This window comes from Azospirillum sp. B4 (assembly GCF_000333275.1).
In the GTDB taxonomy this organism is placed as follows: Bacteria; Pseudomonadota; Alphaproteobacteria; order Azospirillales; family Azospirillaceae; genus Nitrospirillum.
Genome location: NZ_BACU01000023.1, coordinates 25,624 through 40,974, shown reverse-complemented (window position 1 = coordinate 40,974; position 15,351 = coordinate 25,624). Strand labels below are relative to the sequence as shown.

Below are 15,351 nucleotides of genomic sequence, written 5' to 3'. Positions count from 1 at the left end.
GTATTTTATAAAAAAATAACCACCATAGGTAGCCACCATCTGGCAGGGGGACAAAAGCATCTGGCCGACGGGCACAAAAAAAGCCGGCCAAGTCGCCTCGGCCAGCTTTTCTCGTTGATGCAAATGAACCGGCGACTCAGCCCCGGTTCATGCGGCTGTCCACCAGGTCGGTGACCACGGTGGGGTCGGCCAGGGTGGAGGTGTCGCCCAGGGCCTCATGCTCGTTGGCGGCGATCTTGCGCAGGATGCGGCGCATGATCTTGCCGGAGCGGGTCTTGGGCAGGCCCGGCGCCCATTGGATCAGGTCGGGTGTGGCGATGGGCCCGATCTCCTTGCGCACCCAGGCCACCAGTTCCTTGCGCAATTCCTCCGTCGGGTTTTCCCCGGCGTTCAGCGTCACGTAGGCGTAGATGCCCTGGCCCTTGATGTCGTGGGGGTAACCGACCACGGCGGCCTCGGCCACCTTGGGGTGGGCGACCAGCGCGCTTTCCACCTCGGCCGTGCCCAGGCGATGGCCGGAGACGTTGATGACGTCGTCCACGCGGCCGGTGATCCAGTAATAGCCATCCTCGTCCCGGCGGCAGCCGTCGCCAGTGAAATACTTGCCGGCGAAGGTGGAGAAATAGGTCTGCTTGAAGCGCTCGTGGTCGCCGAACACGGTGCGCATCTGGCCGGGCCAGCTGTCGGCGATGCAGAGGTTGCCCTCGGTGGCGCCTTCCAGCATGTGGCCTTCGTTATCGACGATGACCGGCTTCACGCCGAAGAAGGGGCGGGTGGCCGATCCCGGCTTCGTGGCGGTGGCGCCGGGCAGCGGGGTGATCAGGATGCCGCCCGTTTCCGTCTGCCACCAGGTGTCGACGATAGGGCAGCGCTCATCACCCACCACGGAGTGGTACCACAGCCAGGCCTCGGGGTTGATGGGCTCCCCCACCGAACCCAGCAGGCGCAGACTCTTGCGGCTATGACGCTTCACCGGCCCCTCGCCCTCGCGCATCAGCGCGCGGATGGCGGTGGGGGCTGTGTAGAAGATGTTGACCTTGTGCTTGTCGATGACTTCCCAGAACCGGCCGCTGTCCGGATAGTTCGGCACGCCCTCGAACATCAGGGTGACGGCGCCGTTGGCCAGCGGCCCGTACAGGATGTAGCTATGGCCGGTGACCCAGCCCACGTCGGCCGTGCACCAGTAGACGTCGCCCTCGTGGTAATCGAAGACGTACTGGTGCGTCATGCTGGCGTACACCAGATAGCCGCCGGTGGTGTGCAGCACGCCCTTGGGCTTGCCGGTCGATCCCGAGGTGTAGAGGATGAACAGCGGGTCTTCCGCGCTCATCGGCTCCGGCGGGCAGTCGGGGGAGGCGGCGGCCACCGCCTCGTGATACCAAATGTCCCGGCCTTCGACCCAGTTCACGGCCCCGCCGGTGCGGCGCACGACGATGACCGTGTCGACACCCGGGCAGGACTTCAGCGCCTGGTCGGCATTGATCTTCAGCCCCACCTTGCGGCCACCGCGCAGGCCCTCGTCGGCGGTGATGACCACGGTGCTGCCGCAGTCCTGCACGCGATCCTTCAGGCTGTCGGGGGAAAAGCCGCCGAACACCACGGAATGGACGGCGCCGATGCGGGCGCAGGCCAGCATGGCGTAGGCCGCCTCCGGGATCATGGGCAGGTAGATGGTGACCCGGTCGCCCTTCTTCACGCCGCGCGCCTTCAGCACGTTCGCCAGGCGGGTGACGTTGTCGTACAACTCGGAATAGGTGATGTGCTTGTGCTCGGACGGGCTGTCGCCCTCCCACAGGATGGCGGTCTGGTCGGCGCGTGCGGGCAGATGGCGGTCCACGCAGTTGGCGCAGGCGTTCAGCACCCCGTCCTCATACCAGCGAATGGAGACGTCGCCGGTGAAGCTGGTGTTCTTCACCTTGGTATAGGGCGTGATCCAGTCCAGCCGCCGGCCATGCTCCCCCCAGAATCCGTCCGGGTCGCTGATGGAGCGGTCGTACATCTGCTGATACTTGGTGGCGTCGACCCAGGCGTCGGCGGCCACCGCGTCGGGAACGGGGAACAGGGTGTTGTTGCTCATGGGACCTTGGTTTCCTTCCCTGATGTGTTGTCGCCGGCCGGGGCTTCAGGGGGCCCGGGGGTCCCGTCCTGAAGCCACCGCCCGTGTCCGGCCCGGCCCCTCCGCTCCGGGGGGCCCTGACCGGTCCTCTAGCCCGCACGGGGCCGAATTGGGCCTGGCGGCGATCGCCATCGCTTGCCAGGCCAAGTATCCCTCGCGGCTCCGCTTTCCACAAGCGCGGGACCGTCGCGCAACCGGCAAATTCGCGGCAATTCACGGGCTTGCCGATATTTCCGACCTTGTCTGCGCGTGTATATCCTTATGCGCGTTCCCGTCGGCCGCCATGATATGGATCACCCCGCCAACCGTTCAGGGTGACGCGAAAGGGGGCACATTTTTGCGTGTCGCACCCCCTTGGCGTTGCTGCGCCCTGTGTTCATCTTGTGTTATTGGTAGCGGCATATTGCCACCATGCGGGACAGCGCCCGACCGGCGCTGATGGGACGCCCATGAACACGGGTGCGGGGGACAAAGGTTCGGGACTGGACACCACGGATCTGATCGGCCGCCTGAGCCAGATCAGCAGCCGAACCAGCCTGATGGCCATCGACAGCGTGCTGCGCGCGCTGGCCCATCCCGCCGTGACCCGGCCGGGGGCCGGCCTGGCGACCGGCGAGGGTGGGTCGGCCCAGCCGGCGGCCGTGGTTGGCGACCCTTCCGCCTCCACCCTCACCGACGTGGCGCGGGAGGTGGGGGTGATCGCCCGCCGCATGGTCACCACCACCGAGGACTTCGCCGCCACCATGAAGACGCGGTCGGCTTAATTATAACCAATCAAGCCCAGACAAGCGCCAGCAGCGCCAGGAAGACGGCCAGCAGGCCGGCGGCGGCGGTCAGGGCAATCACGGCACGCAGGTCGGAGACGTCGACGCGGGCCCGGCCGGTGCCCAGCCAGTCCTCGTAAACCACCAGCTCCCCTTCCTTGCGCGGGCCGGCCAGGGCCAGGTTCAGGGCCCGGGCGACGGCGGCCACCGGCAGGGCGGCCGTGCCCTGGATGTGCCGGGTGCCCAGCGCGCCCAGGGCCGTGCCGGGGCGGCTGCCAGGCACGAACAGGCAACCCGCCGTCAGGAACAGCACCGTCAGGCGCGCGGGCACCCAATCCATGATCGCCATGGCGCGGCGGGCCGGCCGGCCGAAGGCGGCGTAGCGCGGGGAGGTGTGGCCCACGGTCACGGCCACCGTCTCCACCGCCACCCAGATCATCAGGCCGGGCAGGTCGAACAGCACGAACCAGAACAGGGGCGCCACCAAACCTCGGCCGACCTGGCCCACCAGCGCCTCCATGCCCGCGCGCAGCACGGCGTGGCGGTCCATGGACCAGACGGGCTTGTGCGTCAGGGGCGCAACCGCCTGGCGCAGCACCTCCTCATCCGCCACCGGCGCCGCCGCCAGCAGGCCGCGCATGGTGACCAGCAGGCGGCCGAACACCAGCGCCCGCGTCACCAGCAGCAGCGACAGCAGCCAGGCCACGCGCAGGTGCACGGCGGCGATGGTCAGCACCAGGGCCGCCAGGCCAATGCCACCGCACAGCACGATGACCAGCAGGGCGCCGCGCGCCAAGCGCACGCTGTCCAGCCGCTCGATGCGGTTCAGCCGCTTGTCCGCCCAGCGCACGGCCAAGGCGATCTGTCCCTGGGGCGTCAGCAGCCAGCGGTCCGCCGCCGGAAAGCCGGCGATGAAGGCGTTCAGCACCAGCGCCAGGGCCAGCAGCAGCAGCGACTCCGCCCGTGGCGGCGCGAACGGCAGGGGGATCATGGGGAGCGCCTGCCAGGCCGCAGGCTGGCCAGCGTGAAGGTGGGCAGGCGGCGCTGCGCCCCGTCATCATCCCCCTCCGCCGGCCCTTTCGCCGGCGGTTCCGGCGGCGGCAGGAAGCCCAGCGTGTCCACCGCCGGGCTGGCGGTGGCGCCGCCGGGCAGGCGCCACACCAGGGTGTCGAAGCCGCCGCAATGGCCACATCGGGCACCCCAGGCGGGATTGACCCCGCCGCAGGCGCCGCACACCCAGGCCGGGTCGGCCGGCGCCTTGGCGGCGCTGGCCAGGTGGCCGCGCTCCTCCGGGCCGGGGCCATGCTCGGCCACCGCCACCGCCGCCAGCTGGCGATAGACGCGGGCACTGGGGCGCAGCGTCAGGGCGCGGGTCAGGTGACCGCGCGCCAAGCCCCACAGGCGGGCCTCGGCGGCGGCTTGGGCCAGGGCCGCGTGGGCCTCGGGCACGCCAGGGTCCAGGGCCACCAGGGCCTCCAACCGCTTCACCCGGGCCAGCGGGTCGGCGGCGTCACCCGGCTTTTCTCCGGCCAAGCCCCAGGCGGCGGCCAGGGCCGGATGGGGCGTCAACCGCCAGGCCTGCTCCAGCGCGCGGGTGGCGGCGCGGGCGGAGCCGCTGGCCGCCAGCAGGCGGGAAGCCTGCACCGCCGCCGGCACGAAACCGGGCGCCAGGTCATGGGCCTTGCGCGCCAGGGACAGGGCCTGGTCCTCATTGCCCTCGGCCTCCGCCACGCGGCTGCGTTCCACCAGCAGGGCGGCGCGGTGGCGGCGCAGGGTTTCAACCGGCAGCGCCTTGGCCGAGGTCAAGGCGTCCAGTGTGGCCGCCGCCGCCGTCCAGTCCCCGGCCCGCGCCTGCAGGTCGAACTGGGTCAGCAGCGGCCAGCGCGCCTTGGGCCGCAGGGTGCTGGCTTCCTGGGCCAGGGTCAGTGCGCGCTGGGTGTCGCCGGTGGCCAGGGCCTGCAGCGCCAAGCCGCGCACGCCGACGAAGGCCATGTCCGGCCGCTTTAGCGTGGCCCCCCGGTCGCGCATGGCGGCGAAGTGGGTGGCGGCCTGCGCCTCGTCCCCCGCCAGTTGGGCGGCCTGGGCGGACAGCAGCAGGGTCAGCGCCGGTTCGTTCAGCAGGCCGTCGGCCTTGCCGGCCAGCCGCGTGGCGGCGGGACCATCCCCGGCCGCCACGGCCAGCAGGCCCTGGCTCAGCGCCTGGTACCCCCGCGTCCGGCGGCCGGTCCTGCGCCCCGCGCCCAGCCGCCGGGGACTGCGCCACAGCAACAGGAGCAGGCGCACCAGCATGTAGGCGACCACGCCCACCGCCAGCAGCGCCAGGGCGACCACGCCGACCTCCGTCTGGATGATGTAGCCTTGCCAGTCCAACCGGACGGTGCCCGGCCGCTGCGCCACCCAGACGGCCAGCGCGATGACCACGCCCAGCCGCAGCAGGAACCAGAGAATCCGTCTCATGGACGTCCCCCCTCCACCGGCTGCGCGGCGGCGTCGGGTTGGCTGGGTTCAACCGGCTTCGCATCCTCCGGCTTGGCGCCGCCGTCCTTGCCCGCGTCAGCCGGCCCCCTGGGCGGCCCAGGCGGCGGCCCAGGCGGCGGCCCAGGGGGGGCGACAGGGCTTTCGGCGGGCTTGTCCGCCTGTACCGCCGGCTTCTCCTTGGGCGGGGGCAGGCCGGCCTGCACGTCACTGACGGCGCGGCGCGACAGCCGGGCCATGGCATCGTCGGCGCTGAGGCGCGCCTGGGCGTCGCGCAGCCAGGCCTGGACCTCGGGCGTCGCCGCCGGCGGGCCGGACAGGGCGGTCATTTCCGCCACCGCCGTGCCGATGTCGCCCCGGTCCAGCGCGGCGCCGGCCCGCGACACCACCGCGTCGGGGGCGTTGCCCTCCATGCGGCCGTCCTTGCGCCGGATGGTGACCAGGGCCTTGATCCGGCCCCACAGCCGCTCCAGCCAGTCGGCCCCCTCCGGCACCTGTGCCGCCTGCTGGGCCGCCGCCGCGGCGCGGTCGAAGCCTTCGCGCAGCGCCACCGGGCCGGTCAGGCCGGTGGCCTGGCTTTGCGCCAGCCGGTCCAGGGCCTGGCGCAGGGCGTCGTCTTCCGGCGCCAGGCCCCGCACCGCCGACAGCTCAACCCCGTAGGGCCGGCCTGACAGCAGGGCCGCCTGCAACTGGTTGGTCGCCACCAGCAGGGCCTGGCCGCGCCCGGCCGACGCGGTCTGTGCCGCCAGGCGGCCGCTGAGTTCCTCCCGCTGCTGTGCCGACTGGGCCAGCGCCTGCTCCAGCGCGCGCTGGCGGTCGGTCAGGCGGTTGAACTGGTCCGTCATCTGCTCCAACCGCGCGGCCAGGGCCGGGTCGGCCGCCACCGGCGTGGCGGTGCCGTCGGGGGTCACGGCGGGAACTGCGGCCAGCTTGGCCTTCAGGTCCGCCACCTCCTGCTCCAGCGCCTGCTGGCGCTGGCCGGCGGTGTTCAGCCGACGGGCCATTTCCGCCAGCGTCGCCTCCGTCCCGGCCTGCTCCGCCGACTGCATCGGCGCGGCCGCCTGCGGACTGGGGAAGGGCGGGCTGGCGGCCGGCAGGCCGGCGCGGGTCAGCCACAGGTCCAGGGCGCCGGCGCGGTAGAGGCTGTAACCGCCGGCGCCCAGGGCCGCCAGCGACAGGAGCAGGGCCAGGGCCGACACTGCACCACCCCCTTTGCGCGGCGGCGGGGCCGCCGGGCGGGGGGCATCGCGGCGGAGGGAATCAGGCTTGGCGGCGTCCAGGCGCGGGGCTTCCCCCTTGGACGGCTCCGCTCTCGGCAATTCCATGCGCGGCCGCTCCGCCCGGAAGGCATCGGCCTTCGGCGGTTCCGGCGGAAGGGGCGTCGCCGCGTCCTCGGGCCGGGCGCCCAGGCGATAGCTGCTGGCTGGTGCCGCAGGTTCCCTGTCCAGGGACGGCTCACCAGCGGGGCCGGGCGCCGCCGCGACGCGCGCGTCCGGACCGGGCAGAATGATGACGGCGGGAGGCGGCGGCGTCGCCGGCCCTTCCGGCACCCCCATCACGGCGTCCAGGTCCGTCGCCGCCAGCGGGATGCCCAGTCGGGACGCCGCGGCCTCCAGGTCGGCGCGGCGGTTGGGCGGGATGTGCCCCCGCTTCTTCCAGCCCTGCACCGTGGTCACGGGAATGCCCAGCTTGGCCGCCATGGGGCGGATGCCGCCGAACCGTTCGACGATGGCGTCCACCTGCGGATTGGGGCCCGAGCCCGCCTGGGGGGACGTCGCGTCCGAACCTTCACCGCTCATACGGCGATCCTTTCATCCTTGATAACGCGTCTTGCCGGCCCGCTAGACACCGGGCGCCAGCGCCAGCAGGTCCAGAAGGGCCGCCTGATCCGGGTGGGCGGCGACTGCCACGTGGCGGAAGGGACTTCCGCCGTCACCCTCGCCCAGGGCGCCCGCCACCGCCGGGCTGAGGCACAGGGCTGAAACGGCGGTCAAATCGATGCCGTTCCGTACCGCAAGGTTAACAAACGTACGTGCCGACCGGGGAGAAAAAAGCAGGACATGGCTGACCGTCCCCGCCGCCAGAGCATCACGGATGCCGGGCAGCAGGGCGTCCGCCGCCACGGCGCGGTAGAGCGCCAGGCGCCGCGTGGCGAAGCCCTGGGCCGCCAACGCGCCCGCCGGATCGCCAGCCACATCCTCCCCAGCCGCGTGCAGCAGCAGGCCGCCATCCACCTGGGCCTCGGCCGCCACCAGCCGAACCAGATCCCCGACGTCACCGGCGGCCGAGCGCACCTGGATGAAGCCCAGATCCCGCGCGGCGGCGGCCGTGCGGTCCCCGACCGCGTACAGGGGACATGCATATGGGGGAAGCGTACGGTCACCACCAAGCCGCGTCAGCGCCCGTACGCCGTTGACACTGGTGACCAGGATGGCCTGCACCGCCTGCGGCGGCGGCAAGGCGACGTCCAGGTCCTGGATGGTCATCAGCGGATCGACCAGGACGTCATGGCCCAACGCGGCGACGGCCGCCGCCGTGCGGTCGGCCTCCGGCTGCGGGCGGGTGACGAGGACGGTGGCCATGGGTGGCGCCCGCCTCCCGCTTCAAGAAACGGTGAAGATGCCGGCGGGCAGGCGATCTTTCAGTTCCTGGCCCGCGTCCAGCCCGGCGGCCAGCGCCTGCGCCGCCGGGAACCGGCGGCTGGTGGTGACGATGGTGCGCCCATCGGGGCTGAGCGCCATCGCTTCCAAATCCATCTCACCATCGGGCAGCACGCGGGCAAGCGCGGCGATGGGGGTGCGGCAGGAGCCGTCCAGCGCCGTCAGCACCCCGCGCTCCGCCGTCACGCGCAACGCGGTCTCAGCGCAGTTCAGCGGCGCCAGCAGGGCGCGGGTGACGTCATCGTCCAGCCGCGTCTCGATGCCGATGGCGCCCTGGGCCACGGCGGGCAGCATCATTTCGGCCTCCAGCACCGCCGTCACCCGGTCGGCCAGATCCAGGCGGCGCAGGCCGGCCATGGCCAGAAGGGTCGCGTCCACCTCCCCCTCCGCCAGTTTGCGCAGGCGGGTCTGGACATTGCCGCGCAGGGGCACCACGGTCAGGTCCGGACGGCGGGCCAGGACCTGAGCCTGGCGGCGCAGGCTGGCGGTGCCGACGACGGCGCCGGCGGGAAGGTCCAGCAGGCCGGCGCCGGAGCGGCTGAACCAGGCGTCGCGCGGATCCTCGCGCGGCAGCAGGCAGGTGATGCCCAGGCCGTCGGGCAGCACCGTGGGCACGTCCTTCATGGAATGGACGGCCAGGTCGACCTCACCCGCCAACAAGGCGTCCTCGATCTCCTTGGTGAACAGGCCCTTGCCGCCGGCCTCCGCCAGGGTGCGGTCCAGGATGCGGTCGCCCGTCGTCTTGATGACGACGATCTCGATGGCGCCCGGTTCGGCCAGGTGCGGGTGGGCCGCGCCCAGCCGGTCGCGCGTCTCATGCGCCTGGGCCAAGGCCAAGGGGCTGCCCCGGGTACCAATACGCAGGGGAGCAATGGAAGTATGGGAGGGCGTCGCGGTCGTCATGCCTGCCTGTCTATCCCCCTTTGCGGTTGCGGGAAAGGGCCCGGTCGGTGACAACGGCGGAAATGATGCCGATTTGATATGGCTTAAGCCCGGCCACCGCCGGAATTGGCCCGAAGGTTTTGAGTGATGATCGTCCTGGGTATCGAGACCAGCTGTGATGAAACCGCCTGCGCCATCGTCGATGACGCGCGGACCATCCGCGCCAACGTCGTGCTGTCGCAGCTGGATGAGCACCGCCCCTATGGCGGCGTGGTGCCGGAGGTGGCGGCCCGCGCCCACCTGCATTACCTGGACGGCCTGATCCGCCAGGCGCTGGAGGAGGCCCAACTGGATCTGGGCCAGGTCGACGCCATCGCCGCCACCGGCGGTCCCGGCCTGATCGGCGGTGTCATCGTCGGTGTCATGACGGCCAAGGCCATGGCGGCGGCGCGCGGCCTGCCCTTCGTCGCCGTGAACCACCTGGAAGGCCACGCCCTGACGGCGCGCCTGACCGACGACGTGGCCTTCCCCTATCTACTGTTGCTGGTGTCGGGCGGGCATTGCCAGTTGCTGGAGGTGGAGGGTGTGGGCCAGTACCGCCGCCTGGGCACCACCATCGACGACGCGGTGGGCGAAGCCTTCGACAAGACGGCCAAGCTGCTGGGCCTGGGCTATCCCGGCGGCCCGCTGCTGGAAAAGGCGGCGCAAGGTGCCACCAACCCCGGCCGGTTCGACCTGCCGGCGCCGATGAAGGGGCGGCCGGACTGCGACTTCTCCTTCTCCGGCCTCAAGACCGCCGTGCGCCGGCATGTGGAACAGCTGGGCGCGCCCACGCCGGCGGATGTGGCGGACCTCGCCGCCGCCTTCCACCACGCCGTGGGCCAGTCGCTGCTGGACCGCTGCGACCGCGCCATCAAGGCCTTCAAGGAGCGGCATCCGGCCAATGAACACGGTGGGGGCAGGCACCTGGTGGTGGCCGGCGGTGTCGCCGCCAACACATACCTGCGGGAGCAATTGGCCAAGCTGGCCGCCAAGCGCGGCCTGATCTTCACCGCCCCGCCCCTGGCGCTATGCACCGACAACGCCGCCATGATCGCCTGGGCGGGGCTGGAGCGCTTCCGTCTGGGCCAGACCGACGGCCTGGACTTCGCCCCCCGCCCCCGTTGGCCGCTGGACCCCAACGCGAAGCCGATGAAGTTCGCGGGGGTTAAGGCGTGAAGGGTCGCTCGGCGCCCAAGGTTGCGGCTCAGCGGGCTTGAGTGTCTAATATCCGGACCTCTGAAGCTTGCCGCCTTGAGAAGGCATAACCATGAGCGATTCCAGCCTGTACGATCGAGATTTTTACGCCTGGGCCAATGAGCAGGCGGCCTTGCTCCGTGCCGGTAAGCTGGCGGCGGCCGACATCGCGCATATCGCCGAGGAGATCGAGAGCATGGGCAAGACCGAAAAGCGTGAGCTCGTCAGCCGGCTTACGGTCCTGCTCCTGCATCTGCTGAAGTGGCGGTTCCAGCCTCTGCTTCAGGGCGCATCATGGCGCACAACGATCCGCAACCAGCGCCTCGACATTACGGACCACCTGGCCGATAACCCCAGCCTGAAAGCGCATCTGCCCGAAGCCATGACCCGCGCTTACCGCAAGGCCATTGGTGAAGCCAGCCTGGAAACGGGTTTACCGGAAACGACGTTTCCCACGACGTGCCCCTGGACGTTCGAGCAGATCATGGACACCCAGTTCTGGCCCGAAGCGGAGTCCCATTAGAGCGGGGGCTCCGCGGTACGAGACGCCCCCGCCCGTCTCCAGCCAGGGGCCATGCGCCTCAATGCGCCGTGCTGGTGAACACCTGTTCTGCCCCGCCCTTCTTGAAGACGACGCCGCCCTTCATCACGAAGTCGACCTTGCCCATCAGGTGATGTCCTTGGTCGGATCGCCGGGCACGGCGACGATGTCGGCGTATTTCCGGGCGGCGATGCTGCCGATGTCCTTGTCCTTCTTCAGCAGGGTGGCCGCGTTGATGGTGGCCATCTGCAGGGTGTACATCGCCGGCATGCCCCACTGGACCAGCAGGGGAAGTCCTTCCAGTTGTCCCGTGCGGGAAGACGCCGGCATCGGTGCCGTAGGCGAACTTGACCCCGGCCTTGTAGGCGTCGCCCACCGTTTTCATCAGCTGCGGCCCGACCATCAGGGCCTTGGCCTGAACCGCCGGCGGATAGGCGTGGGGGTTGCCCTTGGCCTTCTCCGTCACATAGGTGCCGGTATAGATGGTGGGCACGTAATAGGTGCCGTGCTCCTTCATCAGCTTCATGTCCTGGGCGTCCATGAAGGTGCCATGCTCGATGCTGTCGGCGCCGGCGACGACGGCGCGGCGGATGCCCTCCGCTCCGTGGGCATGGACGCCGACGATGTAGCCGTACTCATGCGCGGCGGCGACCAGAGCCTTGGTCTCCTCCTCCGTCAACTGGCTGTTGTCGACGCTGCCCGACAGATCCAGCACGCCGCCGGTGGTCATGATCTTGATGGTGTCGACGTTCTGCTTGTAATGCTCCCGCACCGCCTTCCAGGCGTCGGCCGTGCCGTTGATGATGCTGTCGTGCGCGCCGACATCCGGCTGCAGGTCCATGCGCAGGCCGTCCCCATCGTCGGCATGGCCGCCGGTGGAGCCGATGGCCGGGCCGGCCGTCAGGATGCGCGGGCCGGCGACCCAACCCTTGGTGATCTGGTCGCGCAGGGCCACCGTCTCATAATGGCTGTCGCCCAGGTTGCGGACGGTGGTGAAGCCGCCCAGCAGGGTGCGCTTGGCCCACACGGTGCTGCGCACCACCCAGTCCGCCTGGTTGAAATGCAGCATGTCGCTATAGATGGTGGGCGTGAATTCCATGCTGATGTGGACATGGGCGTCGATCAGGCCGGGCAGGCAAGTGTCGCCCGCCGGCAGTTCCACCACCTCGGCATCCGGCCGGGTGACATAGCCGGCGGCCACCTCGGTCACGCGGTCACCTTGGACGACCACGCTGCTCTGGCCCAGCATCTTGCCGGCCACCGAATCCAGCAGCGCCGGGCAGTGCAGCACCACGGGCTTGGCCGCCGGTGCCGCGTCCTGCGCCTGGGCGGCGAGAGGGGCCAGCGCGCAGCCGGCCAGCAGGGCAAAGGAATGGACAGCGCGACGGGTACGGCGACCCGCCGTCATCGAGAAACCAACAGCCATTTCGGCATCCCCTTATTCTGAAAGCATGTCCCTGTTCTTCCGCCGGTCACAGGCCCGACGGCTTGCCGCAACCGTACCATCGCCCCCCGCCCGCCGCCACCGGACCGTTGCGGACCGCAGGGCATCCGGGGTAAGCCAAAGCCCTGGTGACGGGTATGGGCAAACGGTGAGGGGAATGGCAATGCGGCGGATCGGTGTCATCGGCGCGGGCGCCTGGGGCACGGCGCTGGCCATGGCCGCCCGGCGCGCCGGGCGCGACGTGACCCTGTGGGCGCGTGAGCCCGAGGTGGTGGCCGCCATCAACGGTGGCCACGAGAACACGCCCTTCCTGGCGGGTGTCCCCTTGGACCCCGCCATCCGCGCCACCGGCGACTTGGGCGAGGCGGCGGCGGCCGACGCCGTGCTGCTGGTGACGCCGGCGCAGCACATCCGTGCCACCACGGCGAGGCTGAAGCCCCTGCTGGCCGCCGGCACGCCCGTTGTGCTGTGCGCCAAGGGCATCGAGATCGCCACCGGCGGCCTGATGACCGAGGTGGCGGCGGGTGAACTGCCGGACACGCCGCTGGCCGTGCTGTCCGGTCCCACCTTCGCGGCGGAGGTGGCGCGGGGCCTGCCCACCGCCGTCACCCTGGCCTGCCGCGATGCCGATATCGGCCAGCGCCTGGCCCAGGCCCTGGGCAGCCTGACCTTCCGCCCCTATGCCAGCGACGACCTGGTGGGGGCGGAGATCGGCGGGGCGGTGAAGAACGTGCTGGCCATCGCCTGCGGCATCGTCGCTGGTCGCGCCCTGGGCGACAACGCCCGCGCCGCCCTGATCACCCGCGGCCTGGCGGAGATCGCCCGCCTGGGCCAGTCGCTGGGCGCCCGGCCGGAGACCTTCATGGGCCTGTCCGGACTGGGGGACCTGACCTTGACCTGCGGCAGCCTGCAGTCGCGCAACATGTCGCTGGGCCACGCCCTGGGCCAGGGGCAGCCCCTGGCCACCATCCTGGCCGGCCGCAACTCCGTGGCGGAAGGTGTCTACACCGCCGAGGCCGTGGTGCGCCTGGCGGCGCGGCGCGGCGTGGACATGCCCATCTGCCAGGCGGTGGACGCCATCCTGAACCAGGGCGCCGACGTCAACGCCACCATCCAGTCCCTGCTGTCACGCCCCCTCAAGCCCGAGGGCGTGTGACCTTTCACCGGAGAGCCGTTTCCCATGCACTTCGCCATCACCTGCACCGACAAGCCCGGCCACCTGGATCTGCGCCTGGCCACCCGCCCGCGCCACCTGGAATACCTGGACACCCAGGTTGACCACATCGTCGTCGCCGGCCCCCTGCTGGACGTCGAGGGCAAGCCCACGGGCAGCCTGCTGGTCGTGGAATTCCCCGACGAGACCGCCGCCCAGGCCTTCGCCGACGCCGACCCATACACTCAGGCCGGTCTATTCGAATCCGTAACGATCAAGCCCTTCCGCGTCGTCTACCCGAAGGCCTGACACCCGCGCCGTCAACCTCCCCGTTTTTTAGCCCGCGACTGCGGGCGCCGGAGATTTCTGGGGAGCCGAAGGCGGACTGGAAATCGAGGACAAGCCAAGCGGCCGGATGGCCGCGCCCGGCGCCTGAGGGAACACGATCAAGGAACCAAACATGTCCTACTGGCTGGTGAAGTCGGAACCCTTCAAATATTCCTGGGACAAGTTCGTGGCCGATGGCCGCACCCATTGGGACGGCGTGCGCAACTACCAGGCGGCCAACAATCTGAAGGCCATGAAGGTGGGCGACCGCGCTTTCTTCTATCACTCCAACGAGGGGCTGGAGATCGTGGGCATCGCCGAGGTGGTGCGCGAGGCCTACCCCGACCCATCGGATGAGAGCGGCCGCTTCGTCATGGTGGACCTGAAGCCGGTGGCGCCGGTGAAGACGCCCCTCACCCTGAAGGACATCAAGGCGGACCCCGACCTGTCCAGCATGGCGCTGGTCCGCCAGTCCCGCCTGTCCGTCTGCCCCATCACGGACGCGGAATGGAAGGGCGCCTGTGAACGCATGGGCGTCGATGCCTGACCAGTCCCCCGCGCCCCTGTGCCGTCTCAGCGACATCCCCGACGGCCAGGCCAAGGGGATCAGCTGGGGCGCCGGCCCGGCGCGGGAGGATATCCTGGTGGCCCGGCGGGGCGACGCGGCCTTCGCCTACCGCAACCGTTGCCCCCATGTCGGCACCACCCTGGACTGGACACCCGACCGGTTCATGAGCGCCGACGGCAGGCACCTGCAGTGCGCCACCCACGGCGCCCTGTTCCGGGTGGAGGACGGCTTCTGCATCCACGGCCCTTGCGCCGGCCGCAGCCTGAGCCCCGTGGCCGTGCGGATCGAAGACGGCACCATATACCCAGACTTTGAGGGGTCTACTGGCTGAGAACAGCCGCCAGCGCCTGCGCTTCCGGTCGGAAGAAGGCGCGGTCCAGCAGGATTTGCTCGGGCGTCGTCTGCTGGCCGTAGAAGATGTCGTTCCATTCCTTGCGCGGCGTGATGACGGAGCCGTCGACGGCCAGGCCGCCGAACAGGCCGCTGGTCTTGGCATAGACGTACATGTCGGCGTCCATGCCCACGCCATAGCCGGCACCCACCTGGGTGCCCAGCTCGCCCACCGCCACCTTGGCGTCGGCGCCCAGTTTCACGCTGCGGTCCATGACGGCGTTCAGGCCCTTGTCGGTCATGATCACCAGCATCATCTGCGCCTGCTGGCCGCCGAACTGCAGGCCGAAGCTGGCCTCGGCCATGGTGTAGAAGGCGGGGCCGCTCCACGACCCGTCGCTGCCCTTGGCCACCAGCACGCCGGTGCCGCCCCCCCCGCCCAGGAAAAAGCCGGCCTGGATGACGTTGGGCAGGATCAGCACGCCCTTGGCCCGGCCCAACAGGTTCTTCAGCGGCGCGTATTGCGGGTCACCCAGCAGGGTCATGGCGGTCAGGCGCGCGCGCTCCACCATCAGTTGCGCCTCCGTCACCTCCGCCCGCGCCGGCACGGCCGCGCCCAGCGCCAGGCCCGCCGCCGCGCCCGCCAACACCTGCCGCCGATCCATCATCGTCTCCATCCTTCTGTCATCCCTCGGGGGCGTATCGCCCAGCCGAGCCATCCTTTGAGGTTGTTGGCAGAATTCCTACCATATCTGGGTGCCGCCGCCCACGGTCCAGAGGAGTGTGGCCCCTGGGGTCCAAGGCCGGGCGGCCCTTTGGGGGTGACCCTAAAGGGAAAGTAAGGCGGCCGTGCGG

The 15,351-nt window shown here is 70.5% G+C and carries 15 protein-coding genes and 1 pseudogene; 7 read left to right on the top strand and 9 right to left on the bottom strand.

The genetic code is table 11. The annotated features are described in order from the left end of the window. Window positions 1-136 precede the first annotated feature (136 nt). Window positions 137-2,077, bottom strand: a complete 1,941-nt coding sequence (gene acs, locus I55_RS00895) for an acetate--CoA ligase (protein WP_044558533.1) — start codon at window positions 2,075-2,077, stop codon at window positions 137-139. 488 nt (window positions 2,078-2,565) lie between these two features. On the opposite strand from acs, the gene I55_RS00890 reads away from it, so the two are divergent. Continuing rightward, window positions 2,566-2,880: a hypothetical protein gene (locus tag I55_RS00890; protein WP_044558532.1), complete on the top strand. Its 315-nt coding sequence runs from the start codon at window positions 2,566-2,568 to the stop codon at window positions 2,878-2,880. 10 nt (window positions 2,881-2,890) lie between these two features. Here I55_RS00890 and I55_RS00885 read toward each other — a convergent pair whose 3' ends face one another. Genes I55_RS00885 through hemC form a run of 5 tightly spaced genes read right to left on the bottom strand, consistent with a single transcriptional unit; the run spans window position 2,891 to window position 8,918 of the window. Beyond that, complete coding sequence (locus tag I55_RS00885; protein WP_044558531.1) at window positions 2,891-3,871, bottom strand: cobalamin biosynthesis protein; 981 nt, start codon at window positions 3,869-3,871, stop codon at window positions 2,891-2,893. Beyond that, complete coding sequence (locus I55_RS00880) at window positions 3,868-5,337, bottom strand: heme biosynthesis protein HemY (RefSeq protein WP_049973711.1); 1,470 nt, start codon at window positions 5,335-5,337, stop codon at window positions 3,868-3,870. The genes I55_RS00885 and I55_RS00880 overlap by 4 nt, the downstream gene beginning before the upstream one ends. Beyond that, window positions 5,334-7,154, bottom strand: a complete 1,821-nt coding sequence (locus tag I55_RS00875; RefSeq protein ID WP_049973710.1) for a COG4223 family protein — start codon at window positions 7,152-7,154, stop codon at window positions 5,334-5,336. The genes I55_RS00880 and I55_RS00875 overlap by 4 nt, the downstream gene beginning before the upstream one ends. Before the next feature lie 42 nt (window positions 7,155-7,196). After that, window positions 7,197-7,937 (bottom strand): uroporphyrinogen-III synthase, encoded by a 741-nt coding sequence (locus I55_RS00870; RefSeq protein ID WP_044558529.1) that lies wholly within the window; start codon window positions 7,935-7,937, stop codon window positions 7,197-7,199. A gap of 21 nt (window positions 7,938-7,958) precedes the next feature. After that, entirely contained in the window at window positions 7,959-8,918 is a 960-nt protein-coding gene (hemC, locus tag I55_RS00865; protein WP_044558528.1) for a hydroxymethylbilane synthase, read from the bottom strand. A gap of 126 nt (window positions 8,919-9,044) precedes the next feature. On the opposite strand from hemC, the gene tsaD reads away from it, so the two are divergent. Further along, on the top strand, window positions 9,045-10,115 hold the full coding sequence (gene tsaD / locus I55_RS00860) for a tRNA (adenosine(37)-N6)-threonylcarbamoyltransferase complex transferase subunit TsaD (protein ID WP_044558527.1): 1,071 nt from the start codon (window positions 9,045-9,047) through the stop codon (window positions 10,113-10,115). Window positions 10,116-10,206: 91 nt separating this feature from the next. Further along, a complete protein-coding gene (locus tag I55_RS00855; protein WP_044558526.1) occupies window positions 10,207-10,656 on the top strand; it encodes a DUF29 domain-containing protein in 450 nt (149 codons plus the stop codon). A gap of 144 nt (window positions 10,657-10,800) precedes the next feature. Here the strand turns inward: I55_RS00855 and I55_RS39435 are convergent, their stop codons facing one another. Continuing rightward, window positions 10,801-10,920 carry an amidohydrolase family protein gene (locus tag I55_RS39435; protein ID WP_376739159.1) on the bottom strand — a complete coding sequence of 40 codons (120 nt, stop codon included), beginning with the start codon at window positions 10,918-10,920 and terminating at the stop codon, window positions 10,801-10,803. Window positions 10,921-11,008: 88 nt separating this feature from the next. Continuing rightward, a pseudogene (locus I55_RS00850) lies at window positions 11,009-11,923 on the bottom strand (amidohydrolase family protein); the annotation flags it as partial. A gap of 358 nt (window positions 11,924-12,281) precedes the next feature. Here I55_RS00850 and I55_RS00845 point away from each other — a divergent pair. From I55_RS00845 to I55_RS00830, 4 genes are all read left to right on the top strand, one after another. After that, window positions 12,282-13,274, top strand: a complete 993-nt coding sequence (locus tag I55_RS00845; protein ID WP_083900732.1) for an NAD(P)H-dependent glycerol-3-phosphate dehydrogenase — start codon at window positions 12,282-12,284, stop codon at window positions 13,272-13,274. A gap of 24 nt (window positions 13,275-13,298) precedes the next feature. Beyond that, window positions 13,299-13,580 (top strand): YciI family protein, encoded by a 282-nt coding sequence (locus I55_RS00840; protein ID WP_044558524.1) that lies wholly within the window; start codon window positions 13,299-13,301, stop codon window positions 13,578-13,580. A gap of 151 nt (window positions 13,581-13,731) precedes the next feature. Further along, window positions 13,732-14,145, top strand: a complete 414-nt coding sequence (locus I55_RS00835; protein ID WP_044558523.1) for an EVE domain-containing protein — start codon at window positions 13,732-13,734, stop codon at window positions 14,143-14,145. Beyond that, window positions 14,138-14,497, top strand: coding sequence for a Rieske (2Fe-2S) protein (locus I55_RS00830; RefSeq protein WP_044558522.1), 360 nt, complete (start codon window positions 14,138-14,140; stop codon window positions 14,495-14,497). The genes I55_RS00835 and I55_RS00830 overlap by 8 nt, the downstream gene beginning before the upstream one ends. Here I55_RS00830 and I55_RS00825 read toward each other — a convergent pair. After that, entirely contained in the window at window positions 14,487-15,164 is a 678-nt protein-coding gene (locus tag I55_RS00825; RefSeq protein WP_148293511.1) for a lipid-binding SYLF domain-containing protein, read from the bottom strand. The genes I55_RS00830 and I55_RS00825 overlap by 11 nt on opposite strands. Window positions 15,165-15,351 lie beyond the last annotated feature (187 nt).